Here is a 25,312-nt window from a genome sequence, read left to right on the forward strand (position 1 = left end):
GGGTTGATCAGGTATTCCAGATGCGTGGGGTCTGCGCCGCCCGCCCGGCGACCGCCGGCCGCACGCTCGCCCACAGGCGGGCAAACCATTCGCGCCCGGGTTCGCAGGCCGGCCCCAGCCAGCGCGCCATCAGCAGGCCGGGCAACAGGGTCACGCCGCCTTCGCCGGCCGCGGGCACGATGTCGCGCCACGCCGCCAGCAGGTCCGCATTGCAGCGCGGCGAGGCGACGACGAAACTGCCGCTGACCGGCTGCCCCTGCAGCCCCACGGCCGCGCCCAGCAGCGCATCGCCGCCGCGCAGCACGCCGCGCTCCAGCCACTGCGGGCGACCATCGCGCTCGATGCGGATGCGCATCGCCATCTCACCGCGGCCGAAGCGCTCACCGGCGGCCGTGCGGCCAAAGCACAACATCTCGCTGCCGATGAAGCAGGCGTCGCCCTGCAGGCTCACCTCGGTCGCCAGCTCGCCCAGCGCGCCGTCCTGGACGATGCTCTCCTGCGGCAGCCACTCGCAAACGCCGCCCGCGGCCACTGCGATGCGCTGCACGAGGGACCCCGGCGCGCCGGCACTGCGGTACCACTTGCCCGCGCCCGGTGTGGTCAGCAAGGCATGGGCGCCATCGTCCACCTGCACCGTTACCTGCAGACTGTCGCCACCGGCAATGCCCGCCGGCGGATGGACCAGGATGGTGTGGCAGACGGCGTCGCCTTCCGGATAGAGCGGCCGCTGCACGACGAGCGGCCCGACATGGCTGCGGCGGACGAGCACGCTCCGTTCACCGCGGCGGGCATAGGCCAGCGACAGGTCCGCACGCCAGCCCCGCGGTGCTCGGGCGCAGGCGGGATCGGCGAAGGGGGCGACAAGCGCGTTCATGCGCCGGTATCAGCAAAATGCGGGCCAGCGCTGCCATCCGGTGCAAATCCCGGGAAATCGGACATGCCGCCCAGTCACGATGCGGCCATACGCACCGGCGCGGGGCACCCGGCGCCTGGCTGGTTGCACCAGCGCGGTGCATGGCGGATCGCTACCCACTTTGGGATTACCAGTCCATACAGATATTTTGGCGCGCGTATAGTCTCAGTCGCATACCCGCATGACCTGTTTGCATGACGCCGCCGACGCCCCCCGCCCCGACTCCAGGCCTGCTTAGCCAGGCATGCGTGCTGCTGGCCTGCTACTGGCTGGCATGGCAGGGTTCAGCGCTGTTCGAGATCCGTCCGGACGTCAGCGCGCTCTATCTGTCTGCCGGGTTGACCACCGCCGCCGGCATGATCGGTGGCTGGCGCGCGTTGCCGCTCGCCTGCATCGCAATCTGTCTGGTACGCCTGCCGGATCTTCCCGTGGTGTCGCTGGCGACGCTCGACCTCGCCGGGGCGCTGCGGCAGGTGGCGGTCTACGGCGCGGCCGGGCTGTACCTGCGGCGGCGCTGGCAACGGGCAGCGTTCCGCTTCTCGCTCAAGGACGCCCTGCACTTCACCGTGGTCGCGCTGGTGGCAAGCTGCATGTCGGCCGGCCTCTCGCTGCACATCCCGCCCTTCGACAGCCTGCCGCAGGCGGAACTCGGCGGCGTTTTCCTGTCCTTCTGGGGCGGCGACCTTGCGGGCATGCTGCTGTTGATCCCGGTCATCGTGATGCTGCAGGCGCGCCTCGGTCCGCGTCGAGCAAGCTTCGTGCGGCGCTGGAAGGAAGCCTTCGCCGAACGCCCGGGCGAAGCCTCGGCCACCGCGCTCCTCGTCGCCGCGGCCTGCTTCACCCTCATCGTCGTGACCCTGCCCGAACTGGGTCAGGCCGGCCCGCGACTCGCCATCCTCAGCGTGTTGCCGGTACTGGTCGCCAGCCTGCTGCGTGGTGTGCTGTTCGGCTTCGTCGTCGCGCTGCTGACCTGCGTCATCGAACTGGCCCCCATCGCGCTGTTCGAGCTGCCGGTCGAATCCGTGCTGGACCTGCAGCTGCGGCTGATCATCACGACCACCACAGCCTTGCTGGCAGGCGCCTCCCACGACGACAAGCTCTTCGAATGGCGCCACGCCAACTTCGACCTGCTCACCGGCCTCGCCAACCGCCACCGCTTCCAGGACCAGATCGAGCACGAGCTGATGCGCGCACGGCGTCATCGGCATTCAATGGCCCTGCTGTACATCGACCTCGACGGCTTCAAGGCGGTGAACGATGCCTACGGCCACGATGCCGGCGACGCCCTGCTGCGCCAGGTCGCCGAGCGCCTGCAGACCTGCGTGCGCGAGACCGACACCATTGCCCGCCTCGGCGGCGACGAGTTCACCATCATCCTGCCCGACCTGGCCCACGAAGGCGTGGTCGAACGCATCGGCCACGACGTGCTGCGCGAGCTCATGCGTCCCTATGCCCTCGGCAGCGTCACCGCCCACGTCTCGGCCAGCATCGGCCTGGCGCTGCATCCGCGCGACGGGGAGAGCGCCACGGACCTGATCCGCAATGCCGACCGCGCCATGTACGAGGCCAAGCGCCTCGGCCGCAACCGCATGGTCCGGCACGCCAGCATCGCCCTCCCCGTGTTCACACCGCGAAGCGACGCACCGGCCTAGGCGCCGCGTTCAGCCGCCCGGCTTGCGCATCAGCACCACGTCCTTGCACGGCACCTCGCACTGCCAGCCGAAGCGGTCGGCCAGCACGCGGAAGGTCGCGTCGCGGTAGAACACCACGTGGGTCGGATCACGGCGGTAGTGCCAGCCCGCGAAGCGCGCATCGTCGGTCTGGAAGCAGGTCATGACCGCCAGCCAGCCGCCTGGCCGCAGCAGGCCGTCGAGGCGGGCGAACTCGCCGGCCGGGTCGTGGAAGTGCTCGGCCACCTCGGTGCAGGTGACGAAGTCGTAGGTTCGCGCGAGGGCGGCGGGGTCCGGCGCGAAGAAGGGGTCGTACAGCGTCATCGCATGGCCAGCCGCGCGCAGCATGTCGGCCAGCGCCGGACCGGGCCCACAGCCGTAGTCCAGCCCCGCACTCGCCGGCGCCAGCCGGGCAAGCAGCGGCACCGCAAGCCGGTCGAGGAAGCGACGGTAGCCCGCATCGGCAGGATCATTGCGATGCAGCGCGTACTCCGCCCGCTCGACCTCTGCCGCCGGGCGCTGCGCGGGCGGCACGAAGGTCGCCTCGCACGCGCTGCAGCGCAGGTAGGTCCGGCCGTCGACCTGCATGAACGGGCGCGTGGCGGACGCCCGACATACCGGACAGGCGGCAAGGCCGCAATCGCCATCGGCGCTATCGTCAAAGGAACTCATGCGCAGGATTCTACGGGCTTCATCCGGCCTGCATCATCGGGCGCCGGCTCTCCAGGACGGCCCCCGGGGCAGGCTGGGGCATCGAAAGCGAGACCCATCGGACGCTGCGCGGCAAGACTTTGTGCCGGACACCCGGACGGAAATGCCCCCTCAGCCGCCGCGCGCGTGTATGGTGTTGGGATCAGAACGTCATCCGGCGAACGAACCCCCGTTCGCCACGCCGCATGTCAGGAGGAGAAGCACCATGAACGCAACTGCCACCGTCCCCGACGCCCTGCTGACCGAAGCCGAGATCCGCAAAGCGCCGCTGGATGACTACATGTCGTCCCGGCAACTGGCCTTCTTCCGCGCCAAGCTGATCGAGGAGCGCGACCAGTTGCTCGAGTCCGCCCACCGCACGACGCTGCACCTGCAGGAGTTCGAGAGCACGCCCGACCCCTCGGACCGCGCCTCGCTCGAGGAAGACCACACCCTCGAACTGCGCGTGCGCGACCGCGAACGCAAGCTGCTGCACAAGATCGACGAGGCCCTGGTGCGCATCGACAACGGCAGCTACGGCTGGTGCGAGGACACCGGCGAGCCGATCGGCATCGCCCGCCTGCTCGCGCGGCCGACAGCCACCCTCAGCGTCGAAGCGCAGGAGATCCACGAAGCCCGACGCAAGATGCAGGGCGGCTGAGCGGCCAGCCCGACCGGCGCCCGAGCCACGGCTCAGCCGCGCGCAAGCCGCGCGAACTGGGCTACCGCGGCGGTGCGGGTCTCCACCCCGAGCTTCTCGTAGATGTGCTCGAGGTGCTTGTTTACCGTGCGCGGGCTCATGCCGAGGATTTCCGCCACGTCGCGATTGGTCTTGCCGCGCGCAACCCACTCCAGCACGTCCATCTCGCGCTGCGTCAGCGGATTGGGCAGCAGCGCCGAAGGCGGTTCAGCCTCCTCGCCGCGCGCGCGCATCGCCGCATTCATCTCGCGCGCCACGCGCAGGTGCGCCTGCAAGCGCGCCACCAGTTCGTCGGGCACCACCGGCTTGACCAGGTAGTCGATGCCCCCGGCCGACAAGCCTTCGACCAGGCGCTCGGTCTCCGCCAGCCCCGTCATGAAGATCACCGGCACGGTGCGCATCCCCGGCGCCTGCTTGAGCCGGCGGCAGGTCTCGAAGCCGTCCATGCCCGGCATGCAGGCGTCGAGCAGCACGGCGTCGGGCGTGATGCGCTCGAGCCGCTTCAGCGCGGTGGCGCCGTCGGTGGCGACCAGCACGGTGTAGCCGGCCTCGTCGAGCGCCTCGGCGATCATGCGCACCGTGTCCGGTGCGTCGTCGATCAGCAGGATGACTTCGCGCTCACGGAGCGACGGCATCGGGGCAGTCATCGGCGACTCCATCGAGGGTGTGGATGAGGGTGTCAAAGCGCAGCTCCAGGGTCAGCGCGCGCAGGGTTTCCAGCGGGGCGCGGAGTTCGGGGTGCAGGGCTTCGAGTTCGTCGAGGCGACGCACCAGGCCCTGCAGGTGGCCGAGATCGGCAAACTCGCGCAGCTCGGCGCGGATGTGTCCGGACAGGGCTGACAGCGCCGCCGGCGCAAGTGGCGCGGGACGGGCGGGCACGGGGTCGTCGGCGGGCAGGACCGGCAGCAGCGCCGCAAGCTCACCCGCAGGCGCGGCCGGCGCATCGACCGGCGGCGCATCGACCGGCGGCGTATCGCCACTCTCCGCATAGATCCACGCCAGTCCCAGCCAGGTGCTGAGGCGGGCGAACAGTTCGGTCTCCAGCACCGGCTTGACGATGAAGTCGTCGCAGCCCGCGGCGGTGCGCCGGTCCGGCAGGTTCTCGTAGGCGTTGGCCGACACCATGACGATGGGCCCACTGTAGCCCCCGTCGCGCAGCTGGCGGCTCAGCGTCCACCCGTCGGTCACCGGCATCGACACGTCAAGGAACACGATGTCCGGCGCAAACGCCTCCACCTGGCGCAGCGCCTCGTCCGGGCGCTCGCACTCCTCGACCAGGAAGCCGCGCGGCCGCAGCATGTCGGCGATCAGGTGGCTCTGTGCGGGCTGGTCATCGACGACCAGCAGCTTGCGTCGGGGACCGAAGTAGCCACGGATCTCACGTTCGGGCCGCGTCGCCACCCGCGGATGCGCCACCCGCGGCAGATGCAGCTTGACGCGGAACACGCTGCCGCGCCCCGGCGAGCTGCTGACCGTGAGCTGGCCGCCGGCGAGCTCGATCAGCAGGCGCGTGATGGTAAGGCCCAGGCCAGTGCCCGGCGCGCTCGGCGGCTGGTTGCCGGTGCCGCGCTCGAAGGGCTCGAAGATGCGCTCCAGGTCGGCCTCGGGAATGCCGCAGCCGGTGTCGCGGATCTCGAACACCGCGATCTCGCTCTGGTAGGTGATCTTCAGCACCACCTCGCCGCGCTCGGTGTAGCGCACCGCGTTGGCGAGCAGGTTGATCAGGATCTGGCGCAGGCGGCTGGTGTCGCCCTGCACGACCTCGGGCATGCGCCCGGCAAACTCGGTGCGGAACGCCAGCCCCTTTCGCCCGGCCTCGAGCGCTATCATCTTCTCGACGTGGGCGAGGAATTCGCCGAAACGGAACTCCTGGCGGTTGAACTGCAGGCGTCCGGCCTCGATGCTGGCGATGTCGAGCAGGCCATCGATCAGCGCCAGCAGGTGTTCGCCGCTGCGCTGGATGGTGGAGATCGCCTCACGCCGGCGCCGCGGCAGGTCGGTATCGCGCAGCATGATCTGCGAGTAGCCGAGGATGGTGTTGAGCGGCGTGCGCAGCTCGTGGCTGATGCCGCGCACGTAGCGGCTCTTGGCCGCGTTGGCGGCCTCGGCATCCTCCTTGGCCTGCTGCAGCTTGGCGTCGGTGTCACGGTGGGCGTCGATCTCGCGCAGCAGCAACTGGTTCTGGCGCTCGGACTCCTCCTGCGCCACCCGCCGGCTCTCGTTGGCCAGCACCAGCCACCACACCCCCACCGCCGCCAGCAGCACGAGCACCGCGAAGATGCGCAGGAAGGCCAGCCCCAGATCGGTCGCCCCCGCCTGCTCTGCCAGCAGCTCCTGCTGGTACACCAGGCCCACGACCGAGGCGATCACCAGGCTGCTGACGAAGAACACCATCACGAACTGGCTCACGCGGCGGGCCACCCGCGCCGACATCGACGACGGCATCCAGCCTGCCAGCAAGGGCGCGAAGCGCGAGAGCAGGCCGGCGTCGGGTTTGCAGCGGTCGCGGCAGCGCGCTTCCAGCGTGCAGCACAGCGAGCAGATGGCGCCACCGTAGGCCGGGCACTGCGCCATGTCCTCGGCCTCGAAGTGGTTCTCGCACACCACGCAGCGCAACGGCTCGGCCGCGCGCCATTGCGTCTCGCGCGGCCGGGCGAGGTAGAAGCGGCCGCGCGTGCCCCACGCGATCAGCGGCGCCAGCGCAAAGGCCGTCAGCAGCGAGATGAAGGGCGCGAAGGCCTGCGCCACCGGCCCCAGGTGGCCGCCGAAGGCGATGATGCCCAGCACCGAGCCCGCCAGCATCGCACCCACCCCCACCGGATTCACGTCGTAGAGGTAGGCGCGCTTGAACTCGATGTGGCGCGGCGACAGGCCGAGCGGCTTGTTCACCACCAGGTCGGCCACCACCGCGCCGATCCACGCCACCGCCACGTTGGCATACACGCCCAGCACGTGCTCCAGCGCCTCGAACACGCCCAGCAGCATCAGCATGAGCGCGATCAGCACGTTGAAGATCAGCCACACCACCCGCCCCGGGTGACTGTGGGTGAGGCGCGAGAAGAAATTGGACCACGCCAGCGACCCCGCATAGGCGTTGGTCACGTTGATCTTGACCTGGCAGATGATGACGAAGATGCAGGCGAGCGCGATCGCCGCGCGCGGATCGTCGACCACGTGCTGGAAGCCGGCCAGGTACATCTGCGTGGGCTGCAGCGCCTTGTCCGGCGGCACCATCGCCTGCAGCGCGAGGAAGGCGAGGAAGGCACCGCCGACCATCTTCAGCGCGCCGGGAATGATCCAGCCCGGCCCCGCCGCCACCACCGAGGCCCACCAGCGCCCGCGGTTGCGCTTTCCCGCCGACGGCAGGAAGCGCAGGAAGTCCACCTGCTCGCCGATCTGCGCGATCAGCGCGAAGGCCACGGTGCAGCCCGCCCCCACCGCCAGCCAGTCGAAGTCGTTGCCGTGGCGGCCACCGAACTCAGTGAAGGCGGCGTACAGCTCGGGCTCGCGCAGCAGCACGACGAGGAAGGGCGTCAGCAGCAGCACCACGAACACCGGCTGCGTCCACGCCTGCAGCCGGCTGATCCAGGTGATGCCGTGCGTCACCAGCGGAATCACCGCCAGCGAACTCAGCAGATAGCCCCACAGCAGCGGCAACCCGAACCACAGCTCCAGCGCCAGCGCCATGATCGCCGCCTCGATGGCGAAGAAGATGAAGGTGAAGGAGGCGTAGATCAGCGAGGTAATGGTCGAGCCGATGTAGCCGAAGCCGGCGCCGCGGGTCAGCAGGTCCATGTCCACCGCTTCGCGCGCGGCGTAGTAGCTGATCGGCAGGCCGGTGAGGAAGATCACCAGCGCCACCAGGCCGATCGCCCACACCGCATTGGTGAAGCCCCAGTTCAGCGCGATGGTGCCGCCGATGGCCTCCATCGCCAGGAAGGACACGGCGCCGAGCGCGGTGTGGGCAATGCGCGAGAACGACCACTTGCGGAAGCTGCGCGGCGCATAGCGCAAGGCGTAGTCCTCCAGCGTCTCGTCGGCGACCCAGCTGTTGTACTCGCGACGGATGTGGATGATGCGCTGGCTGGCAGGGGCGGTCACGGCAGTGGGCGATGAAGGGCGGTCAGGATCGATCCCGGTGCTTCAGCAAGAAGCATTCCCACCCATCGCGGTGCATTGCGCGCCCGCTGCCGCCCCACCTGCGCCACCTTGCCGACCGCGCGCGCACCAGATCGGGGCGCCCGCCGCGGCGCATGCACCACATCCGGCAACGGGCATGACTCGCCCCCGGCGCCTCTTGTGCGCCGCACAAGAAGGTAACCAGCCCCCCTGCGTATCCCCATACGTCGTTTGACGTATTCGCTGTTTCGCCCCCGATGGATAGCTTGTGCACCGCAACGAGACGACGACGCACTCAGCCAAACCGGCCCGCCGCCTCGCCAGATTCGTGTTGCAGCCCACTCATCAAGGAGCGATCCATGTCCGACAAGCACCTGCCTTCGTCCTCGCGCCGTACGTTCATGCTCGGCGCCGCCGCCCTCCCGCTCGCGCTGGCGATTTCCCGCATGGGTCACGCCGCCGCGCTGCCTACCGCCCAGGTCAACACCACCGGCCTGGCCGTGACCGACACCGAAGTCGTGGTCGGCCAGCTGCACTCGGCTACCGGCACCATGGCCATCTCCGAGACCGGCTCCATCCAGGCCGAACAGCTCGCCATCGACCAGATCAACGCGATGGGCGGCATCCTCGGCCGCAAGATCCGCGTCATCAAGGAAGACGGCGCTTCCGACTGGCCGACCTTCGCCGAGAAGTCGCGCAAGCTGCTGGTCAATGACAAGGTCGCCACCGTGTTCGGCTGCTGGACCTCGGCCTCGCGCAAGGCGGTGCTGCCGATCTTCGAGAAGGAAAACGGCCTGCTCTACTACCCCACCTTCTACGAAGGCCTGGAGCAGTCGAAGAACGTCATCTACACCGGCCAGGAAGCCACCCAGCAGATCCTCTACGGCCTCGACTGGGCGAAGAAGGAAAAGGGCGCACAGAAGGTCTTCCTGGTGGGCTCGGACTACATCTGGCCGCGTACCTCGATGAAGATCGCGCGCAAGCACATCGAGAACTTCCAGGGCGGCAAGGTCGTCGGCGAGGAGTACTACCCGCTCGGCAACACCAACTTCAACTCGCTGATCAACAAGATCAAGATCGCCAAGCCCGACTGCATCTTCGCGGCCGTGGTGGGCGGATCGAACGTCGCCTTCTACAAGCAGCTCAAGGCCGCCGGCATCACCGGCGCCAAGCAGTTCCTGCTCACGCTGTCGGTGACCGAGGACGAGATGCTGGGCATCGGCGGCGAGAACTTCGAGGGCTTCTACTCCTCGATGAAGTACTTCCAGTCGCTCGACAACGAGAACAACAAGGCCTTCGTCGAGGCCTTCAAGAAAGCCTACGGACCCAAGTCGGTCATCGGCGACGTCACCCAGGCGGCCTACCTCGGCCCGTGGCTGTGGAAGGCGGCGGTCGAGAAGGCGGGCAGCTTCGATGTGGACAAGGTGGTCGCCGCCTCGCCGGGCATCGAGCTGCCGACCGCACCCGAGGGCTACGTGAAGATCCACGAGAACCACCACCTGTACAGCAAGGCCCGCATCGCGCAGGGCCAGGCCGACGGCACCTTCAAGGTGGTGGCGGAATCGCCCGAGCTGATCGTTCCGGACCCCTTCCCCAAGGGCTACCAGTAAGACCCACGCGGCCGCCGCGGCGTGTGCCGCGGCGGTTTCCGGCTGTTAACAGCCGCCTTCCGCCCACCCCTCCGGAGGTCCGTCATGTCGTTCGACGAAATCTACAACATCGCCCTGATGCAGGGTTTTGCCGGCCTGAGCCTGTTCGCGGTGCTGCTGCTGATGGGTCTTGGCCTGGCGATCATCTTCGGCCAGATGGGCGTCATCAACATGGCGCATGGCGAGTTCATGACCATCGGCGCCTACACCATCTTCCTGCTCTCCAGCCTCACCGAGAGCTACGCACCGGGCCTGATCCAGGCCTACTTCCCGTTCGCCATCGTGTGCGCCTTCCTCGTCGCCTTCGCCTTCGGCTGGCTGGCGGAATGGGCGCTGATCCGGCACCTGTACAAGCGCCCGCTCGACACCCTGCTCGCCACCTGGGGCCTGTCCCTGGGCATGCAGCAGGCCTTCCGCACCATCATCGGGCCGAAGGAAGTGAGCCCCACCCTGCCCGACTGGCTGATGGGCTCGTGGTCGCCGGCCGAAGGGCTCGACATCCCGATCAACGGCATGTTCGTGCTCGGCCTCACCATCGTCGTCACCGGCGGCGTGCTGCTCGCGCTGTACAAGTCACGCTGGGGCCTGCGGGTCCGCGCCACGGTCGCCAACCGCAGCATGGCCAACGCGATCGGCATCAACACCACGCGCACCGACCGCGTCACCTTCGCTATCGGCTGCGGCATCGCCGGCGTGGCCGGGGCCGCCTTCACCACCATCGGCTCGACCGGCCCGACCAGCGGCTCGCTCTACATCGTCGATGCCTTCCTCGTGGTGACCTTCGGCGGCGCAGCCAGCCTGTGGGGCACGGTGGTCTCGGCCTTCGGCATCGCGCAGACGCAGTCGATCTCCGAGTTCTTCCTGTCCGGCTCGATGGCCAAGGTGCTCACGCTGCTGCTGATCGTGACCATCCTGATGCTGCGCCCGCAAGGCCTGTTCGCCTCCAAGGTGCGCCGCTGAGTCCGGCGGCACCGACACGACCGAATCCCGAATCAAAGACCGGAGAGCCAACATGGATGCAATCAAAACCTGGCTGGGACGCAGCGGCCTTGCCAGCATCGCGATCCTCGCCGTCCTGCTGCTGGTGGTGTTCCCGCTGGCGATGGACACCTTCCGCCTGAACCTGGTGGGCAAGTACCTCACCTACGGCTTCGTCGCCATCGGCCTTGTCATGCTGTGGGGCTACGGCGGCGTGCTGAGCCTGGGCCAGGGGGTGTTCTTCGGCCTCGGCGGCTACGCCATGGCCATGTTCCTGAAGCTCGAGGCGTCCGACCCCGAGAGCACCAAGATCCAATCCACGCCGGGCATCCCCGATTTCATGGACTGGAATCAGCTCACCGAACTGCCGCTGTGGTGGGAGCCGTTCAACTCCTTCGGCTTCACGCTGTTCGCGGTGGTCGCGGTGCCGGTGCTGCTGGCCTTCATCATCAGCTACGCCATGTTCAAGCGCCGCGTGGGCGGGGTGTACTTCGCCATCATCACCCAGGCGGTGGCGCTGATCCTGACCGTGCTCATCATCGGCCAGCAGGGCTACACCGGCGGCGTCAACGGCATGACCGACCTCAAGACGCTGATGGGCTGGGACATCCGCACCGACGAAGCCAAGACGCTGCTGTACTTCCTCACCGCCGCCCTGCTGCTGGGCGCCATCCTGCTGTGCCGCTGGATCCAGCTCAGCAAGCTCGGCACCCTGCTGCTGGCCATGCGCGACAAGGAAGACCGCGTGCGCTTCTCGGGCTACGACGTGTCGATGTTCAAGGTCTTCGCCTTCTGCCTGGCGGCCGCGCTGTCGGCCATCGGCGGCGCGATGTTCACGCTGCAGGTCGGCTTCATGTCGCCGTCCTTTGTCGGCATCGTCCCCTCGATCGAGATGGTGATCTTCGCCGCGGTGGGCGGGCGCATGAGCCTGGTGGGCGCGGTGTATGGCGCGCTGCTGGTGAATTTCGGCAAGACCTACTTCTCCGAGACCTTCCCCGACCTGTGGCTGTTCCTGATGGCGGCGCTATTCATCGGCGTGGTCATGGCCTTCCCCAACGGTCTGGCCGGCCTGTACGAGAGCCACGTCAAGCCCTGGCTGGCGCGCCGCAAGCAGGCGCCGGCACCGGGCGGTACCGGCGGCGAGCCGCCCAGCGCAAGCGCGGCCCCGGCCGCCCCGACGGTCCCGCACACCACCACCAGCGCCGCCGTACCGACCGCCGGCATCGGCGCCAAGGTCAGCAGCCAGTCGGCCTGACGGAACAGGGAGACCCACATCATGAGCAACACCGACTTCGTCCTCGCCGTGGAAGACCTGACGGTCTCCTTCGACGGCTTCAAGGCCATCGACAGCCTCAACCTCTACGTCGATCGCGGCGAGCTGCGCGTGGTCATCGGCCCCAACGGTGCCGGCAAGACCACCCTGCTCGACCTCATCTGCGGCAAGACCAAGGCCTCGGCCGGCAGCATCAAGTTCAAGAACCAGGAGATGACCCGGCTGCCCGAGCACATGATCGTGCGCGCCGGCATCGGGCGGAAGTTCCAGACCCCGTCCATCTACGAAAACCTCAGCGTGTTCAAGAACCTGGAGGTGTCCTACCCGCGCGGCCGCGGCGTGTTCGGCGCGCTCGGCTTCAAGTGCGACGACGCGGTCAAGGCCAAGGTCGACGAGGTCGCCGGAATGATCGGCCTCGCCGACCGCCTCGACCTCGAGGCCGGACTGCTGTCGCACGGCCAGAAGCAGTGGCTCGAGATCGGCATGCTGCTGATGCAGGACCCCGAGTTGCTGATGCTGGACGAGCCCATCGCCGGCATGAGCGCCCGCGAGCGCGAGCTCACCGCCGACCTGCTCAACCGCATCTGCCAGAACCGGTCGGTGATCGTCATCGAGCACGACATGGATTTCGTCGCCCGCATCGCCCACAAGGTCACGGTGATGCACCAGGGAAAGATCCTCGCCGAAGGCTCGATGGACAAGGTCCAGTCCGATCCCAAGGTCATCGACGTTTATCTAGGCCACTGAGCCTCCTCGGAGAACACCATGCTCAAGGTATCCAACCTCGTCGTGAACTACGGCCAGAGCGAGGCGCTGCACGGCATCTCGTTCGCGGCCGAACGCAATGAAGCCGTCGCCATCATGGGCCGCAACGGCATGGGCAAGACCACGCTGTTCAAGTCGCTGATGGGCGTGCTGCCGCTCAAGTCCGGCAGCGTCGAGGTCGACGGCCTGGAAGTCGGCAAGGACGAGAGCTTCCGCCGCGTGGCCAAGGGCATCGCCTACGTGCCGCAGGGGCGGATGATCTTCCCCACCCTCACCGTCGAGGAAAACATCCACACCGGCCTTGAGAACGCCAAGGTCAAGAAGGTGCCCGACGAGATCTACGCGCTGTTCCCGGTACTGTGGGACATGCGCCGGCGCAAGGGCGGCAACCTCTCCGGCGGCCAGCAGCAGCAGCTGGCGATCGCCCGCGCGCTCGTCACCGACCCCAAGGTGCTGCTGCTCGACGAACCCACCGAGGGCATCCAGCCCTCGATCATCAAGGACATCGCGAAGGCGCTCAACGAGATCCGCAAGATCCGCCAGATCACCATCGTCGTGTCCGAACAGGTCCTTTCCTTCGCGATGGACGTGGCCGACCGCCTGTTCGTCATCGAAGGCGGACGCCTCGTCCATGAAAGCGCGCGCGCCGACACCGACGAAGCCCACATCAAGCAGTTCCTCTCCGTGTAACCCACCAAAAAGAGGTGTGCCATGCCTGAAACACTGATCAAGGTCGATCTGAAGCAGTCCCCCTACGAAAACGAGATGGTGCACAACCGCTGGCACCCGGACATCCCGATGGCGTGCTGGGTGAAGCCCGGCGACGACTTCGTGCTCGAGACCTACGACTGGACCGGCGGCGCCATCAAGAACGACGACGACGCCTCGGACGTGCGCGACGTGGATCTGTCCACCGTGCACTTCCTGTCCGGCCCGGTGGGCGTCGAAGGCGCCGAGCCCGGCGACCTGCTGGTGGTCGACCTGCTCGACATCGGCGCCAAGGACGAAAGCCTGTGGGGCTTCAACGGCTTCTTCTCCAAGAACAACGGCGGCGGCTTCCTCACCGAGCACTTCCCCCACGCACAGAAGTCCATCTGGGACTTCGAGGGCATGTTCACCAAGAGCCGCCACATCCCCGGCGTGCGCTTCGCCGGCCTCATCCACCCTGGCCTCATCGGCTGCCTGCCCGACCAGAAGATGCTCGACATGTGGAACGAGCGCGAGGTCGACTTCATCGCCACCCAGCCCGACCGCGTGCCGCCGCTGGCCAACCCGCCCGCACCCAAGACCGCGCACATGGGCAAGCTGAAGGGCGAGGCCCGCGACAAGGCCGCCGCCGAAGGCGCCCGCACCGTGCCGCCGCGCGAACACGGCGGCAACTGCGACATCAAGGATCTGTCGCGCGGCTCGCGCGTGTTCTTCCCGGTGTATGTGAAGGGCGCCGGCCTGTCGGTGGGCGACCTGCACTTCTCGCAGGGCGACGGCGAAATCACCTTCTGCGGCGCCATCGAGATGGCCGGCTGGGTGCACATGAAGGTCAGCCTCATCAAGGGCGGCATGGCCAAGTACGGCATCAAGAACCCGATCTTCAAGCCCAGCCCGATCACGCCCAACTACAAGGACTACGTGATCTTCGAAGGCATCTCGGTCGACGAACAGGGCAAGCAGCACTACCTGGACGTGCACGTCGCCTACCGCCAGGCCTGCCTCAACGCCATCGAGTACCTGAAGAAGTTCGGCTACTCCGGCGCCCAAGCCTACTCCATCCTCGGCACCGCACCGGTGCAGGGCCACATCAGCGGCGTGGTCGACATCCCCAACGCCTGCGCCACGCTGTGGCTGCCCACCGAGATCTTCGACTTCGACATCAACCCCACCGCCGAAGGGCCGACGAAGTTCATCAGCGGCGGCGTCGACATGCCAATCGCCTACGACAAGACCTGAGCCCGCCTCAACCGCTGCGCCTTCCACCGCAGCCCGCCCGCCGCCGCAGCCCGCGCGGCGGGCACCGCCACCGGGAGCCCACCATGCCGACCTACGAATACTTCTGCGAAGACTGCGGCGACTTCTCCGCCCTGCGCCCCATGAGCGCCCGCAACGAACCCTGCGCCTGCCCCCACTGCGGCACCGAGTCCTACCGCATCATGCTCAGCGCCCCGACGCTGGCGACGATGGACGGTGCTACCCGCAGCGCCCACGCCACCAACGAACGCGCGGCCAATGCACCAATGACCAGCGCGGAGTATGCGGCGCGGCACAAGCACGGGCCGGGGTGTGGGTGTTGCAGCGGGAAACCGTCAAAGTCGACGGTCAGGGCGGCCGATGGGTCGAAGGCGTTTCCGACGAAGAGGCCGTGGATGATTAGTCACTGAGGGGGATGAAGAAACCCGCCCCTCAGTCTCTTGCGCGCGACCGTTGGAAAGACGGGGCGGCAAATCGACCTAAGCGGCCGGCCACGATGCCAGCAAGGAACGGCTGGTGCTAAATCCCAATTCAGTCATCGGTCGGAGAAATGCATGCTTTCGAGGTAGACCTGATCCCGAAGCTCCCAGGCAGAAATGCATACGCCATCCATCTTCCATGCTCACCCGTGTCGGCGAAGATATGCCATGAGTCGATCAAAGCGCGGATCAGCCTCCAATTCTGACATGGCTGTCCGGACCGCCTCCAGACATGCGCCCAGGTCATGCGGAGGCCATTGGGCTTGTTCGCGTATTACCAGACTCAGAAACTCGAGCGCCTGTTCAGGGAACCTGCCGCAAAGATTGGCTTCATGAAGCCGATGCACCAAGTAATCAGGATGGGCCAAAGGTTGCAGCCAGGCGCGCAGCAGCGCCAATGCCTCTGGGAACGCATCCTGTGCCGCGATGCACAGGCTGCCGAGGCTCTTGGCGATGGCTGGGCAAATGTTGTCCCGGGTCTTGGGCCAGATGGCGTGAAGGTACGGGGCACACCGGTTGCTCCAGTAGTCGGCCCGTTGATCGCCCGCGCCCTCGAGCGCCCTCACCAATGCCTGTGAGGCATCGTGCAAACCGTCCGGTGGCAGTGCGCGGGTAGCGGCCGCCAGCTCGGCGGTGGTGAAAATGTCACCCGGGTCGAGGGCGGCGAATGTGAGCAGCGATGCGTATTGCCCCCGGTGCTTGCCGAGTGCCGCATAGTGGTGCGCGGTGTCGAGAAAGGCTGGCTTGAGTACTTCCATAAAGGGTCGGTACAGGCGGGGCGAGCACAGGAAGCCTTCCCAAGCCGCACGCGCTTCGGCTTGGGAACGGTGCCAGTCGAACAGCGGCAACAGATGCTGCATCGCCCACTCCCGGTCGACACGGAATAGCGCAATGACATTGGCTGCCAGCAAGACACGGCCATGCCGGAACTTTTCGATCCGAGTATCGCAGAGTTCGATGAATGTGGGCTTGAGCTTCGCTGGCAAGCCTTGCCCGTCCTCCAGCGAGCCTCGATACCACCAGCGCAGCAATGCTTCTGTGACTTTGCCGACCGGGTGGTTGATGGCACGCATGACGGGCTCGTCGGTATCGACGCCGTCCTGATGGTCCAGCGCCAGGATTCGGCGAGCCAACCCGAAGAAGTGCGCTTCGTGACCTTCGAAGGTCTTGGCGATAACTTGTAGCCACCGACTGACGCCATGAGCGAGTGTTTGCAGCAGATCATCGTCTGCATCCGCGAGTACTGGTGCCATGTAGCGCCAAGAGCGCCCGAGTAGCTTCGCTTCAGACCAAGCCTGTAAAGCATCCCGCCAGCGATCGTCCGGCCAAACGTTCTGTCTTGCCATATGGCACAGGGCGTACGCTGTGGCTTGAAAGCTGTCTTCACAACGTTTCCGCCAGTCGTCTTGCTTCGAGTCGGCCAACACTGGATTTGCGATCAAGTAATTCAGTAAGCCGCGCCTGCTGCGAGGTATTGAGACAAAATCTCGCCACGGGTCCCTGTCGCCCATCCAGCCACTTTCCATCCAGTAAGGAAACTCGTCGCGCTGATCTGCCGCGAGTTGCCAATCTGGATACTGGGCTGCGAGCGCCTCCAGTCGTTCCTTACCTGTCACATCCAAGGCCGCGCCGGCCTCGGCGATCTTTGCCAGCCGCAGCCAGATCTCGCGGTCAACAATCCGCATCCAACGCTCGGGCTCGATGTCGTCATTGAACATCTCGCGAGGAGGCCCAGCGAGCACAGCCTGTTCCAGTTCCCGCAGCATTACTGCATCGAGTTGCGGTGCAAGGGCCACCAGCAGGCGCATGGCCTCACGTTCTGTTTCCACCGACCAAAGCCACCAGTGGTCAGCCGCCAGCAGCCAGTCGAGTGCGCGCCGAAGGGGTATCACGTCGTCCTGCGCGGCGGCAAAGAAGGCGAGGCGCCGGAACAGCGGATATGGCGTGTGCCACCAGGATTCCGCTGCGAGCACTGCCCGCTCGGGGGATCGGGAAGCCGTGGCCAACCAGGCATCACGCGTCAGCTCGATCAATGCCGTCCAGTCGTGAAAGTCCCGGTTCTGTGGGTGCTCGCTGATCGACGGCTGATGCATGTAGGAGAGATCGCTCCTGTCCTCGGCGCTGCCGAGCTCGCGCATCAGATCCAGCGCGTCGCGCAACAAGGCGCTGAAATCGGGAAGCAGTTCCGGCAAGGCAGCCGTCCAGTGCTTATCCTTCGGCATATCGCGCAGGCTGGAGTGGACGTGATCCGATGACAGCACAATCTCCCATTCGACCAGATCCTTGATGCGCTCGGGTTTGGAGTCGTCACTTTCCTCGGCGGGCCAACGGAACGACTCGCGCAGTGATACGCGTGGCGTCAGCGTTTCGCGCAGTTCCAGGCGGAGGGTGGTGGTGAGCCCATCGCGCTTGAAGCGGTCGCGCCAGCGATACAGGTCGAAGTCGCGCAGCCACGATTTCACTCGCCCGGTCAGCAGCAGCCGCCACAGGGTGCGCATTAGCGGGCCGGGGGTCGCGTTGGGTGCGCCCTCACAAATGCGCGCCAACTCAGCGGTGTTGCCCTCGCGTTCAAGTTTGGCTAGCTCGTCCAGACGGTGTTCGATCCACCAGACCAGATCGTCATGAAGCTGCCCGCCGCGCTTGACCAGCCAAAGCAGCAGCGCCGGGTCGTCAAGATGACGGATCAGCCAGCGTGCCAGTTGCCGCATCACTTCGTCCCAGCGGCTGCTGCGCGCGCCAGCATCGACCAAACACATCAATGGCGCCAGGGGATAAGGCGAAGGCCGTCCGGTCAGGCTGAAGGTGAGCTTGTCATCCACGGTCGCTCTGGGCGGGACGCCGAAGCGGCCCAGGTCGCAATGCCGGTAGCGCTCCTCGCTCAGGGGCTCCAGCCAATCCAGTGACGGCACAGGGTCCAGATCGGCAAAGCGCCTGGCGGGCAAGCCGCCCGGATCGCTCAGTGCCCAGAGCAGGCGGCCGACGAAGTCGTCCTGCCGGGTGCTTGCCAAGGGGCGGGCCATGGCACATTCGACCACGATGCGCTCCTTGCCGCGCACCCCGTCGCGGTAGGTGTCGGCCCAGGCGCGCAGGGTCTTGTGCAGGTAGGCGTGGCGATTGTGCTCGCGGTAGAGGATCGGCGTGACGTTCTTGGCCCGCCACTCGTTGGCCCGTTCCTCTTCCTTGCCCTTGGAGCAACTGCCGAACGCGAACATCTCGGGCTGCGCCTCGCCGAGCAGACCATCGGCGGCCAGTGCGTCCATCATATAGCGCAACACCGGGTCGTTAATACTGTAACCAACGAAACAGACGGTGTAGTTGCGGAACAACTCGCTGACGAAACGCGCAGCCCAGCGCTCGGTGAGATAGGCGAGGCCGAAATCGCCGCTGGAGACGACCAGCCGATCCAAATCACTCGGTGTCGACGCTGAAGTGAGGAGGCCATGCAAATACACCAAACCATTCCAGCGGTTCTTGGGTACCGGTAGCAACGGTGCCTGAAAACGCTCGACCGGGAGCGACTTCGCTGCAATCACTTCCTCAAACAGACGATCGAAGTTGGTGGTGATGATTCGCGTGCGCCCTTCGCGGGTCTTGGACAGTGTCAGCAACGCCTCGTGGGTCGCGGTTGCATTGGGCGCGCCGAGGTCGGGCTTCAGAATTTCAGCGAGTGCTTTCCGTACTTTGGCTTCTTTGCGGCCACCGACAATGTCCGCTTCCAGTAGGCCCACAGCGGTGTCGAACTGCCCGGCCTTGATTGCCGCCTGTTGTACGGCGCTAGGCGTGGCCCCCAAGGCTGTATAAAGCTTCTCCACCAGACCCGCGAAGCCCGGCAGCCGCGCCGGGTAGGAAACGCCCGCGCCGCAAAAGAACACCACGCGCCCATCCTCATGCGCTTGTAGCAGGCGTTCGGGGATATCTGGGCCGTTCTTGACAAAATTCATAGCCATTCACCTCGGACGACTGGAGTGTCCAAGTCTTTTTCAATCGAAGAAGTCGGAACTTATCAGGGTTTCTGAAGGATGATCAGCGTCAGCGTCGCGACTTGAGTGTTGCCGGACCCGCCACCAGAATCTGATCAGGCAGATCAAATGCAGGGGACGGAACGATGGAAGCTTGGCAAATGCATGGAGCGAAGGCGCGCTTCGCCGAGTTGGTCAAGCGGGCCCAGACCCAGCCCCAGGACATCACTTTGCACGGTAAGTCGGTCGCCGTCGTCATGTCGCGCGAGACCTTCGACCGCCTGTCGCAGGCGCAGGAGTCTCTGGTGGACTTCATGCGACGCTCGCCCTTGCTTGGCGCGGATGACATCACCCTCGAACGCGACCCGAGCGTGACGAACGACGTTCCGCTCTGATTTGCCCGATCTTCGACACGTGAGGGGCATCAACCTCCACATGACACGGGGGCGACAAATCGGCATTCAAGCCCCGCCACCACCCTGCTTCCCGCCCGCCTCGAGCTGCTTGATGACGCGATCAAAATCGCTCTCGAACAGTCGATCCTGCACGACGCGGTACTTCTCGAATTCGCTCTCGGCATGGGCCTTGGCCACTTCGGCGCTGACCTTGCCCGCATCCTGCAGGATGTCGTAGTCGGAAAACGCCAGGAATGCATCCAGCCGCTTGGCCCAGTCCTCCATCGTCATCGGGATCTTGCGACGGGCGCGCTCTTCGGCCAGGTCTAGGTAGGCGTTGACGATGCGGCCCAGCGACTCCAGTTCGTCCCTGCTCAGGTAGTTCTTGGCGACCGTCACATCGGTCCTGAGGACCTTGCCGTCGGGCGCCTTCTCCCAATGCGTCAGCCCCATATTGGGCTGGCTCGCATCGGCACGCTGCAGGATCAACTCCGCGGCCGTGTGGCCATGGATAGCGAAATGCAGCTTGTTCTGCACCTTGGCGAAGAAGGCCTTGGTCGTCGGTGCATCGCGGTTGTAATCCACGGCCGTGGCGTAGATGTCCGTCACCTTCTGGTAAAACTTGCGCTCAGACAGGCGGATCTCCCGGATCTCGGCCAGCAGGCGCTCGAAATAGTCCTCGCCCAGGAAACTGCCGTTCTCCAGCCGCTGCCTGTCGAGCACAAAGCCCTTGATGGCGAACTCACGCAGCACCCGCGTCGCCCACTGGCGGAACTGGGTCGCCCGCACCGAATTGACGCGATAGCCGACGGAGATGATGGCGTCGAGGTTGTAGAAATCGACGTTGCGGGCAACCTCCCGACTGCCCTCGGTTTGAACTGTCCGGAATTTCCGGAGAGTTGCGTCACGCACCAGTTCGCCCGACTCGTAGATGTTCTTCAGATGCTCGCTGACCGTGCGCACATCCACAGCAAACAGCTCGGCCATCAGCTTCTGCGTCAGCCAGACGGTTTCATCCTCGTAGCGCGCCTCGATGCTCTGGTCGCCCGCCTGACCGGTGAAGATCAGGAAGTCGGCGGTGCTGTTACGGATGAGCTTCTTGTCGTGTCCAGTCATGTGTTCCTCGTTCGTGCAACGTCTCTTCGCGCTCGAGCCCTTGCGCGCCGCAGCGAGCGTAGACGATATCAGGGACGGTGGAATCATCTATGCAATTCAGATTCACCATCGAATCACCCAAGCAGCCCCGATACGTCAAACAACGTATTTGTGCAGCGCACCACCCTCCCGACAATGAGGCCACATTCTTTGCAACCCGCCTCACCGGGAGACCCAATCCATGAGACACGGAGATATTTCGAGCAGCGCCGATTGCGTGGGCGTTGCGGTGGTCAACTACAAGATGCCGCGCCTGCACACCAAGGCCGAGGTGCTGGACAACGCGCGCAAGATTGCCGACATGGTGGTGGGCATGAAGCAGGGCCTGCCGGGCATGGACCTGGTGATCTTTCCCGAGTATTCGACCCACGGGATCATGTACGACGCCAAGGAGATGTACGACACCGCCGCCACGGTGCCGGGCGAGGAGACCGAGATCTTCGCCGCCGCCTGCCGCAAGGCCAAGGTGTGGGGCGTGTTCTCGCTGACCGGCGAGCGCCATGAGGAGCACCCGAACAAGGCGCCCTACAACACGCTGATCCTGATGAACGACCAGGGCGAGATCGTGCAGAAGTACCGCAAGATCATGCCCTGGGTGCCGATCGAGGGCTGGTATCCGGGCGACTGCACCTATGTGTCCGACGGCCCGAAGGGCATGAAGATCAGCCTCATCATCTGCGACGACGGCAACTACCCCGAGATCTGGCGCGACTGCGCGATGAAGGGCGCCGAGCTGATCGTGCGCTGCCAGGGCTACATGTACCCGGCCAAGGACCAGCAGGTGATGGTGGCCAAGGCGATGGCGTGGATGAACAACTGCTACGTGGCCGTGGCCAATGCCACCGGATTCGACGGCGTGTATTCCTACTTCGGCCACTCGGCCCTCGTCGGCTTCGACGGTCGCACGCTGGGCGAATGCGGCGAGGAGGAGATGGGCATCCAGTACGCCGAACTCTCCACCAGCCTGATCCGCGATTTCCGCAAGAACGCGCAGTCGCAGAACCACCTCTTCAAGCTGCTGCACCGCGGCTACACCGGCAAGATCAACTCCGGCGAGGAACCCACCGGCGTCGCCGCCTGCCCCTACAGCTTCTACGGCGAATGGATCAACGACCCGGAAGGCACGCGCAAGAAGGTGGAAGCGATCACCCGTTCGACCGTGGGCACGCCGGAATGCCCGATCGAGGGCATCCCCAACCAGCCATCGGCCCATCGCTGATTGCCCCTTCGGCCGCCCGATGCCCCGCGGGGCGTCGGGCGCGCCCATCCGGACGAACGCCATGGACCTCACCCCTTACCGCCTCACCGCCGAGCCCTACTACCACCCCACCGGCCACGAGATCGCCCTCTACGAGCACGCCTACGCCCACCGCCTGCCGCTGGTGCTCAAGGGCCCGACCGGCTGCGGCAAGACGCGCTTCGTCGAATACATGGCCTGGCGCCTCGGCAAGCCGCTGATCACCCTCGCCTGCAACGAGGACATGACCGCCGCCGACCTCGTCGGCCGCTACCTGCTCGACGCCGAGGGCACGCGCTGGCACGACGGCCCGCTCACCACCGCCGTGCGCCACGGCGCCATCTGCTATCTGGACGAAGTGGTCGAGGCGCGCCAGGACACCACGGTAGTGATCCACCCGCTCACCGACAGCCGCCGCATCCTGCCGCTGGACAAGAAGGGCGAGATCGTCGCCGCGCATCCCGACTTTCAGCTCGTCGTCTCCTACAACCCCGGCTACCAGAGCCACAGCAAGAGCCTCAAGCAATCGACCCGCCAGCGCTTTGCCGCGCTCGAATTCGACTACCCGGCGGCGGAGGCCGAGGCGGACATCGTCGCCCACGAGGCCGGCATCGATCGCGCGCTGGCCATGCGGCTGGTCGATATCGCCCACCAGTCGCGCCGCCTGCGTGAGCGAGGGCTGGACGAGGGCATCTCCACCCGCATGCTGATCTACGCCGGCGTGCTGATCCGCGACGGCCTGCCGCCGGTCGATAGTTGCCGCATGGCAATGACCGCCCCGATCACCGACGACCCCGACATGCAGCGTGCGCTGGGGGCCATCCTTGAATCGGCCTTCTGACCTGCCTGCGGCGTGGTGGCCGGTGGCCGCTATCGACAGCCTCGCCCCGCGCCTGGCCGCCCTCAGCCACGTGATGCACGCCTTCGGCATCGACGATGGCGATGTGCAGGCGCTGGAACGCCCGCCGCAGGACGGCCCTGCGCCGCGCCCGGTGCTGCACGGCGCCACCCTGCTGCTGCCCGAGGCGCCGCCCGCGTGGGCGCTACCTGCCGACGAGCTCCACCTCGCCGCCACGCTGCACGCCATCGGCCACCTGCGCCATTCGTGGCGCCGCCAGGCGGCAGGCAAGCGCAAGCCGATGAGCCTGGCGCTGGCCGGCGCCATCGAGGATGTGCGCGTCGACCGCCTGCTGATGCGCCGCCACCCCGGCGTTGGCCGTCTGTTCCGCCGCCTGCTGCGCGGCCAGCCGGAACTGCCGCAGATGGGCTTCGAGGCAATGGTTGCGCGCCTGCAGCGCGTGCTGCTCGACCCGCAGGCCGATGACCACGACAAGGACGGCGGCGACGCCTGGGTGCGCAAGGGCCGCGCATTGTTCGAGGCGCAGGCTGGCCGTCTGGACGATGCCGAGGCTTTCCGCGAGGTGGTGTCGGTGCTGGCCAACGATCTCGGCCAGTTGCGCGTGCGCATGAACCTGCAGACCTACGCCCCGCCCCTGCCCTGGCACGACGACAACAGCCACCTGTGGGCGCACGGCGCCGACGCCGAGCAGGCCGAGACCCCGCTGCGCCGCCCGCCACCGCAGGGCGAACCCCAGCCCGCACCGCCACAGGCGCCGGAAGAAGCGCCCGAACCGGCGCCCCTGCCCGAACTCGCCCGCCACGACTACCCGGAATGGCACTACCGCCTGGAGCGTGCCCGCGACAACTGGTGCACCGTGATCGAGCGCGCCGTGCCACCCGCCTCGGCCAGCGCCCCGACCTTGCCCGCTCGTGCGCCGCTGCGGCTGGCGCGCAGCCGGCGCCTCGACCGCAGCCAGCGCATCCGCCGCCAGTGGGAAGGCGACGAGCTGGATCTGGATGCGGCCACCGAGGTCTTCATCGACCGCCGGCTGGGGCTGGCGCCGGACCCGCGCCTGTTCCGCCGCAACGGCCGCGCGGTGCCGCGCACCAGCCTGCTGCTGTTGCTCGACCTGTCCGCCTCCACGGCGGACCTGCAGCCATGCGGGCGCAGCGTGCTGGACCTGGAACGCGAGGCCGCCGCGCTGCTGATGGATGCGCTGCGCGAGCGTGAGGACAGGCTGGAAGTCGCCGGCTTCGATTCGGATGGACGGCAGGCGGTGAATTACCTGCGCTTGCTCGATTTCGGCCAGCCCGTGCCGGCGGACCCAGCGACAGTGCTGGGCGCCGCGCGGCCGGGCCTCTCCACCCGGCTGGGCGCGGCCCTGCGTCACGCCACGGCGCGGCTGGCGAAGGAGACCAGCGCGCAACGCACGCTGCTGGTGCTGTCCGACGGCACGCCGTCAGACATCGACGTGTTCGACGCCCGGCATCTGGTGGAAGACGCCGCGCGCGCGGTGGTGGAGGCGCGGCGCAAGGGCGTGCGCTGCTTCTGCCTCAGCCTGGACCGCGCGTCCGAAGCGGATGTGCGCCGCATCTTCGGCCACGCGGGCTACCGCATCGTCGACGATCCAGCACGGCTCGCCGCAGCGCTGGCGCGAAGTTATGCCGAACTGGCGGGCGCCTGAAGCTGCGCGCGCCTGCAGCGGCAGGCGCCGGCGAGGATCAGTGCAAGGCTTCGTAGCCCGTCACCACCGCCTCCATCATCTCGAGAATGCGTTCGCTCGTGGTCGCCACGTTGGTGGCGCGGGTTAGCGTGTCCTGCCCCTTTTCGTCGAGTGCGTTCTGGAAGAAGAACCACTGTTGCGACGCCAGCTTCAGGTCGCTCTTGAGCTTGTCGGTGTTGATCGGCGCGGCTTCAAGCTCGGCCATCGCGGCGGCGAACTCCTTGCGTGCCGCGGCCAGATCTTCGCGCATGGTGCCTGCCGGCAGGTTCCAGTTGAGCGCCTGGTGCAGCTTGGCCATGCGCTGCGACAACATGCGCTGGCGGCCCGAGATGTTCACCAGACGACCGGCCTGCGTGCCGGACAGCGCTTCGAACTGGCCGGTGAGCTGGTGCGCGAGGCCGAGCACCTCGTCGGACAGCTTCAGCACCTCGGGCGCACGCTCGCGCGAGGGCGCGGCGCCGACCAGCACATCCTTGTAGGCGATCCAGGCCTTCTCCAGCTTGAGGCTGGTCTCGCGGGTCTGGGCATTGGGGGCGTAGTTCTTCAGCTCGACGAGCTGGCGGTCGAACAGCGCGATCGAGGCGTCGAGCACACGCTGCGAACGGGCCGTGTCGATGCCCTGGCCAAGCTGGAAGTAGGCCTTGGCCATGCGCTGCGACAGCATGCGCTCGCGACCGGCCTTGTTGACCGCCGAGTTGATGTCGGTGACCTGCGCGGTGGCCAGCAGCGGCTGCATGAACAGCACCATCAACAGGGCGACGAACGCGGCCCGCAGGCCAGAGTGCGGCTGGATCATGTGAAACT

Annotated in this window: 20 protein-coding genes; 13 read left to right on the top strand and 7 right to left on the bottom strand. The window is 66.7% G+C overall.

Annotation, left to right across the window (positions count from 1 at the left end; all coding sequences use genetic code 11):
• Positions 1-7: 7 nt before the first annotated feature.
• Complete coding sequence (locus tag CGK74_RS03395) at positions 8-874, bottom strand: urease accessory protein UreD (protein WP_094267097.1); 867 nt, start codon at positions 872-874, stop codon at positions 8-10.
• Between the two features lie 233 nt (positions 875-1,107).
• Here CGK74_RS03395 and CGK74_RS03400 point away from each other — a divergent pair, with 233 nt between their 5' ends.
• Positions 1,108-2,565, top strand: a complete 1,458-nt coding sequence (locus CGK74_RS03400; protein WP_094267098.1) for a diguanylate cyclase domain-containing protein — start codon at positions 1,108-1,110, stop codon at positions 2,563-2,565.
• Between the two features lie 9 nt (positions 2,566-2,574).
• Here the strand turns inward: CGK74_RS03400 and CGK74_RS03405 are convergent, their stop codons facing one another.
• Positions 2,575-3,255, bottom strand: coding sequence for a class I SAM-dependent methyltransferase (locus CGK74_RS03405; RefSeq protein ID WP_240498604.1), 681 nt, complete (start codon positions 3,253-3,255; stop codon positions 2,575-2,577).
• A gap of 244 nt (positions 3,256-3,499) precedes the next feature.
• Here CGK74_RS03405 and dksA point away from each other — a divergent pair, with 244 nt between their 5' ends.
• A complete protein-coding gene (gene dksA / locus CGK74_RS03410) occupies positions 3,500-3,934 on the top strand; it encodes an RNA polymerase-binding protein DksA (RefSeq protein ID WP_094267100.1) in 435 nt (144 codons plus the stop codon).
• Between the two features lie 32 nt (positions 3,935-3,966).
• Here the strand turns inward: dksA and CGK74_RS03415 are convergent, their stop codons facing one another.
• The gene (locus CGK74_RS03415; RefSeq protein WP_094267429.1) at positions 3,967-4,620 is read right to left on the bottom strand and encodes a response regulator transcription factor; all 654 of its coding nucleotides are present in this window, start codon (positions 4,618-4,620) and stop codon (positions 3,967-3,969) included.
• On the bottom strand, positions 4,592-8,074 hold the full coding sequence (locus CGK74_RS03420; RefSeq protein ID WP_094267101.1) for an ATP-binding protein: 3,483 nt from the start codon (positions 8,072-8,074) through the stop codon (positions 4,592-4,594). Before CGK74_RS03420 ends, CGK74_RS03415 begins: the two co-directional genes overlap by 29 nt.
• Before the next feature lie 377 nt (positions 8,075-8,451).
• Between CGK74_RS03420 and urtA the strand changes: the two genes are divergently transcribed.
• The 7 genes from urtA (at position 8,452) to CGK74_RS03455 (ending at position 15,129) form a co-directional block, all read left to right on the top strand.
• Positions 8,452-9,702, top strand: a complete 1,251-nt coding sequence (urtA, locus tag CGK74_RS03425; RefSeq protein WP_094267102.1) for an urea ABC transporter substrate-binding protein — start codon at positions 8,452-8,454, stop codon at positions 9,700-9,702.
• 84 nt (positions 9,703-9,786) lie between these two features.
• Complete coding sequence (urtB, locus tag CGK74_RS03430; protein WP_094267103.1) at positions 9,787-10,701, top strand: urea ABC transporter permease subunit UrtB; 915 nt, start codon at positions 9,787-9,789, stop codon at positions 10,699-10,701.
• A 52-nt stretch (positions 10,702-10,753) separates the two neighbouring features.
• Positions 10,754-11,974: an urea ABC transporter permease subunit UrtC gene (gene urtC / locus CGK74_RS03435; protein WP_094267104.1), complete on the top strand. Its 1,221-nt coding sequence runs from the start codon at positions 10,754-10,756 to the stop codon at positions 11,972-11,974.
• 21 nt (positions 11,975-11,995) lie between these two features.
• The gene (gene urtD, locus CGK74_RS03440; RefSeq protein ID WP_094267105.1) at positions 11,996-12,739 is read left to right on the top strand and encodes an urea ABC transporter ATP-binding protein UrtD; all 744 of its coding nucleotides are present in this window, start codon (positions 11,996-11,998) and stop codon (positions 12,737-12,739) included.
• A gap of 18 nt (positions 12,740-12,757) precedes the next feature.
• Positions 12,758-13,447 (top strand): urea ABC transporter ATP-binding subunit UrtE, encoded by a 690-nt coding sequence (gene urtE / locus CGK74_RS03445; RefSeq protein ID WP_048707688.1) that lies wholly within the window; start codon positions 12,758-12,760, stop codon positions 13,445-13,447.
• Positions 13,448-13,468: 21 nt separating this feature from the next.
• Positions 13,469-14,701, top strand: coding sequence for a formamidase (gene fmdA / locus CGK74_RS03450; protein ID WP_004292547.1), 1,233 nt, complete (start codon positions 13,469-13,471; stop codon positions 14,699-14,701).
• An 83-nt stretch (positions 14,702-14,784) separates the two neighbouring features.
• Positions 14,785-15,129, top strand: a complete 345-nt coding sequence (locus CGK74_RS03455) for an FmdB family zinc ribbon protein (protein WP_094267106.1) — start codon at positions 14,785-14,787, stop codon at positions 15,127-15,129.
• Between the two features lie 212 nt (positions 15,130-15,341).
• On the opposite strand, the gene dsr1 is transcribed toward CGK74_RS03455, so the two are convergent.
• Complete coding sequence (gene dsr1, locus CGK74_RS03460; RefSeq protein ID WP_094267430.1) at positions 15,342-19,139, bottom strand: anti-phage defense-associated sirtuin Dsr1; 3,798 nt, start codon at positions 19,137-19,139, stop codon at positions 15,342-15,344.
• 164 nt (positions 19,140-19,303) lie between these two features.
• On the opposite strand from dsr1, the gene CGK74_RS03465 reads away from it, so the two are divergent.
• Positions 19,304-19,552 (top strand): type II toxin-antitoxin system Phd/YefM family antitoxin, encoded by a 249-nt coding sequence (locus CGK74_RS03465; RefSeq protein WP_094267107.1) that lies wholly within the window; start codon positions 19,304-19,306, stop codon positions 19,550-19,552.
• 66 nt (positions 19,553-19,618) lie between these two features.
• Here the strand turns inward: CGK74_RS03465 and CGK74_RS03470 are convergent, their stop codons facing one another.
• Entirely contained in the window at positions 19,619-20,668 is a 1,050-nt protein-coding gene (locus CGK74_RS03470) for a virulence RhuM family protein (RefSeq protein WP_094267108.1), read from the bottom strand.
• Positions 20,669-20,888: 220 nt separating this feature from the next.
• On the opposite strand from CGK74_RS03470, the gene CGK74_RS03475 reads away from it, so the two are divergent.
• From CGK74_RS03475 to CGK74_RS03485, 3 genes are all read left to right on the top strand, one after another.
• Positions 20,889-21,926 carry an aliphatic amidase gene (locus CGK74_RS03475; RefSeq protein ID WP_094267109.1) on the top strand — a complete coding sequence of 346 codons (1,038 nt, stop codon included), beginning with the start codon at positions 20,889-20,891 and terminating at the stop codon, positions 21,924-21,926.
• 61 nt (positions 21,927-21,987) lie between these two features.
• Positions 21,988-22,785 (top strand): CbbQ/NirQ/NorQ/GpvN family protein, encoded by a 798-nt coding sequence (locus CGK74_RS03480; protein WP_094267110.1) that lies wholly within the window; start codon positions 21,988-21,990, stop codon positions 22,783-22,785.
• Complete coding sequence (locus CGK74_RS03485; RefSeq protein ID WP_133091764.1) at positions 22,769-24,469, top strand: nitric oxide reductase activation protein NorD; 1,701 nt, start codon at positions 22,769-22,771, stop codon at positions 24,467-24,469. The genes CGK74_RS03480 and CGK74_RS03485 overlap by 17 nt, the downstream gene beginning before the upstream one ends.
• A 37-nt stretch (positions 24,470-24,506) precedes the next feature.
• Here CGK74_RS03485 and CGK74_RS03490 read toward each other — a convergent pair whose 3' ends face one another.
• Entirely contained in the window at positions 24,507-25,304 is a 798-nt protein-coding gene (locus CGK74_RS03490) for a type IV pili methyl-accepting chemotaxis transducer N-terminal domain-containing protein (protein WP_240498605.1), read from the bottom strand.
• Between the last annotated feature and the right edge of the window lie 8 nt (positions 25,305-25,312).

Source organism: Thauera propionica, from assembly GCF_002245655.1.
Taxonomy (GTDB): domain Bacteria; phylum Pseudomonadota; class Gammaproteobacteria; order Burkholderiales; family Rhodocyclaceae; genus Thauera; species Thauera propionica.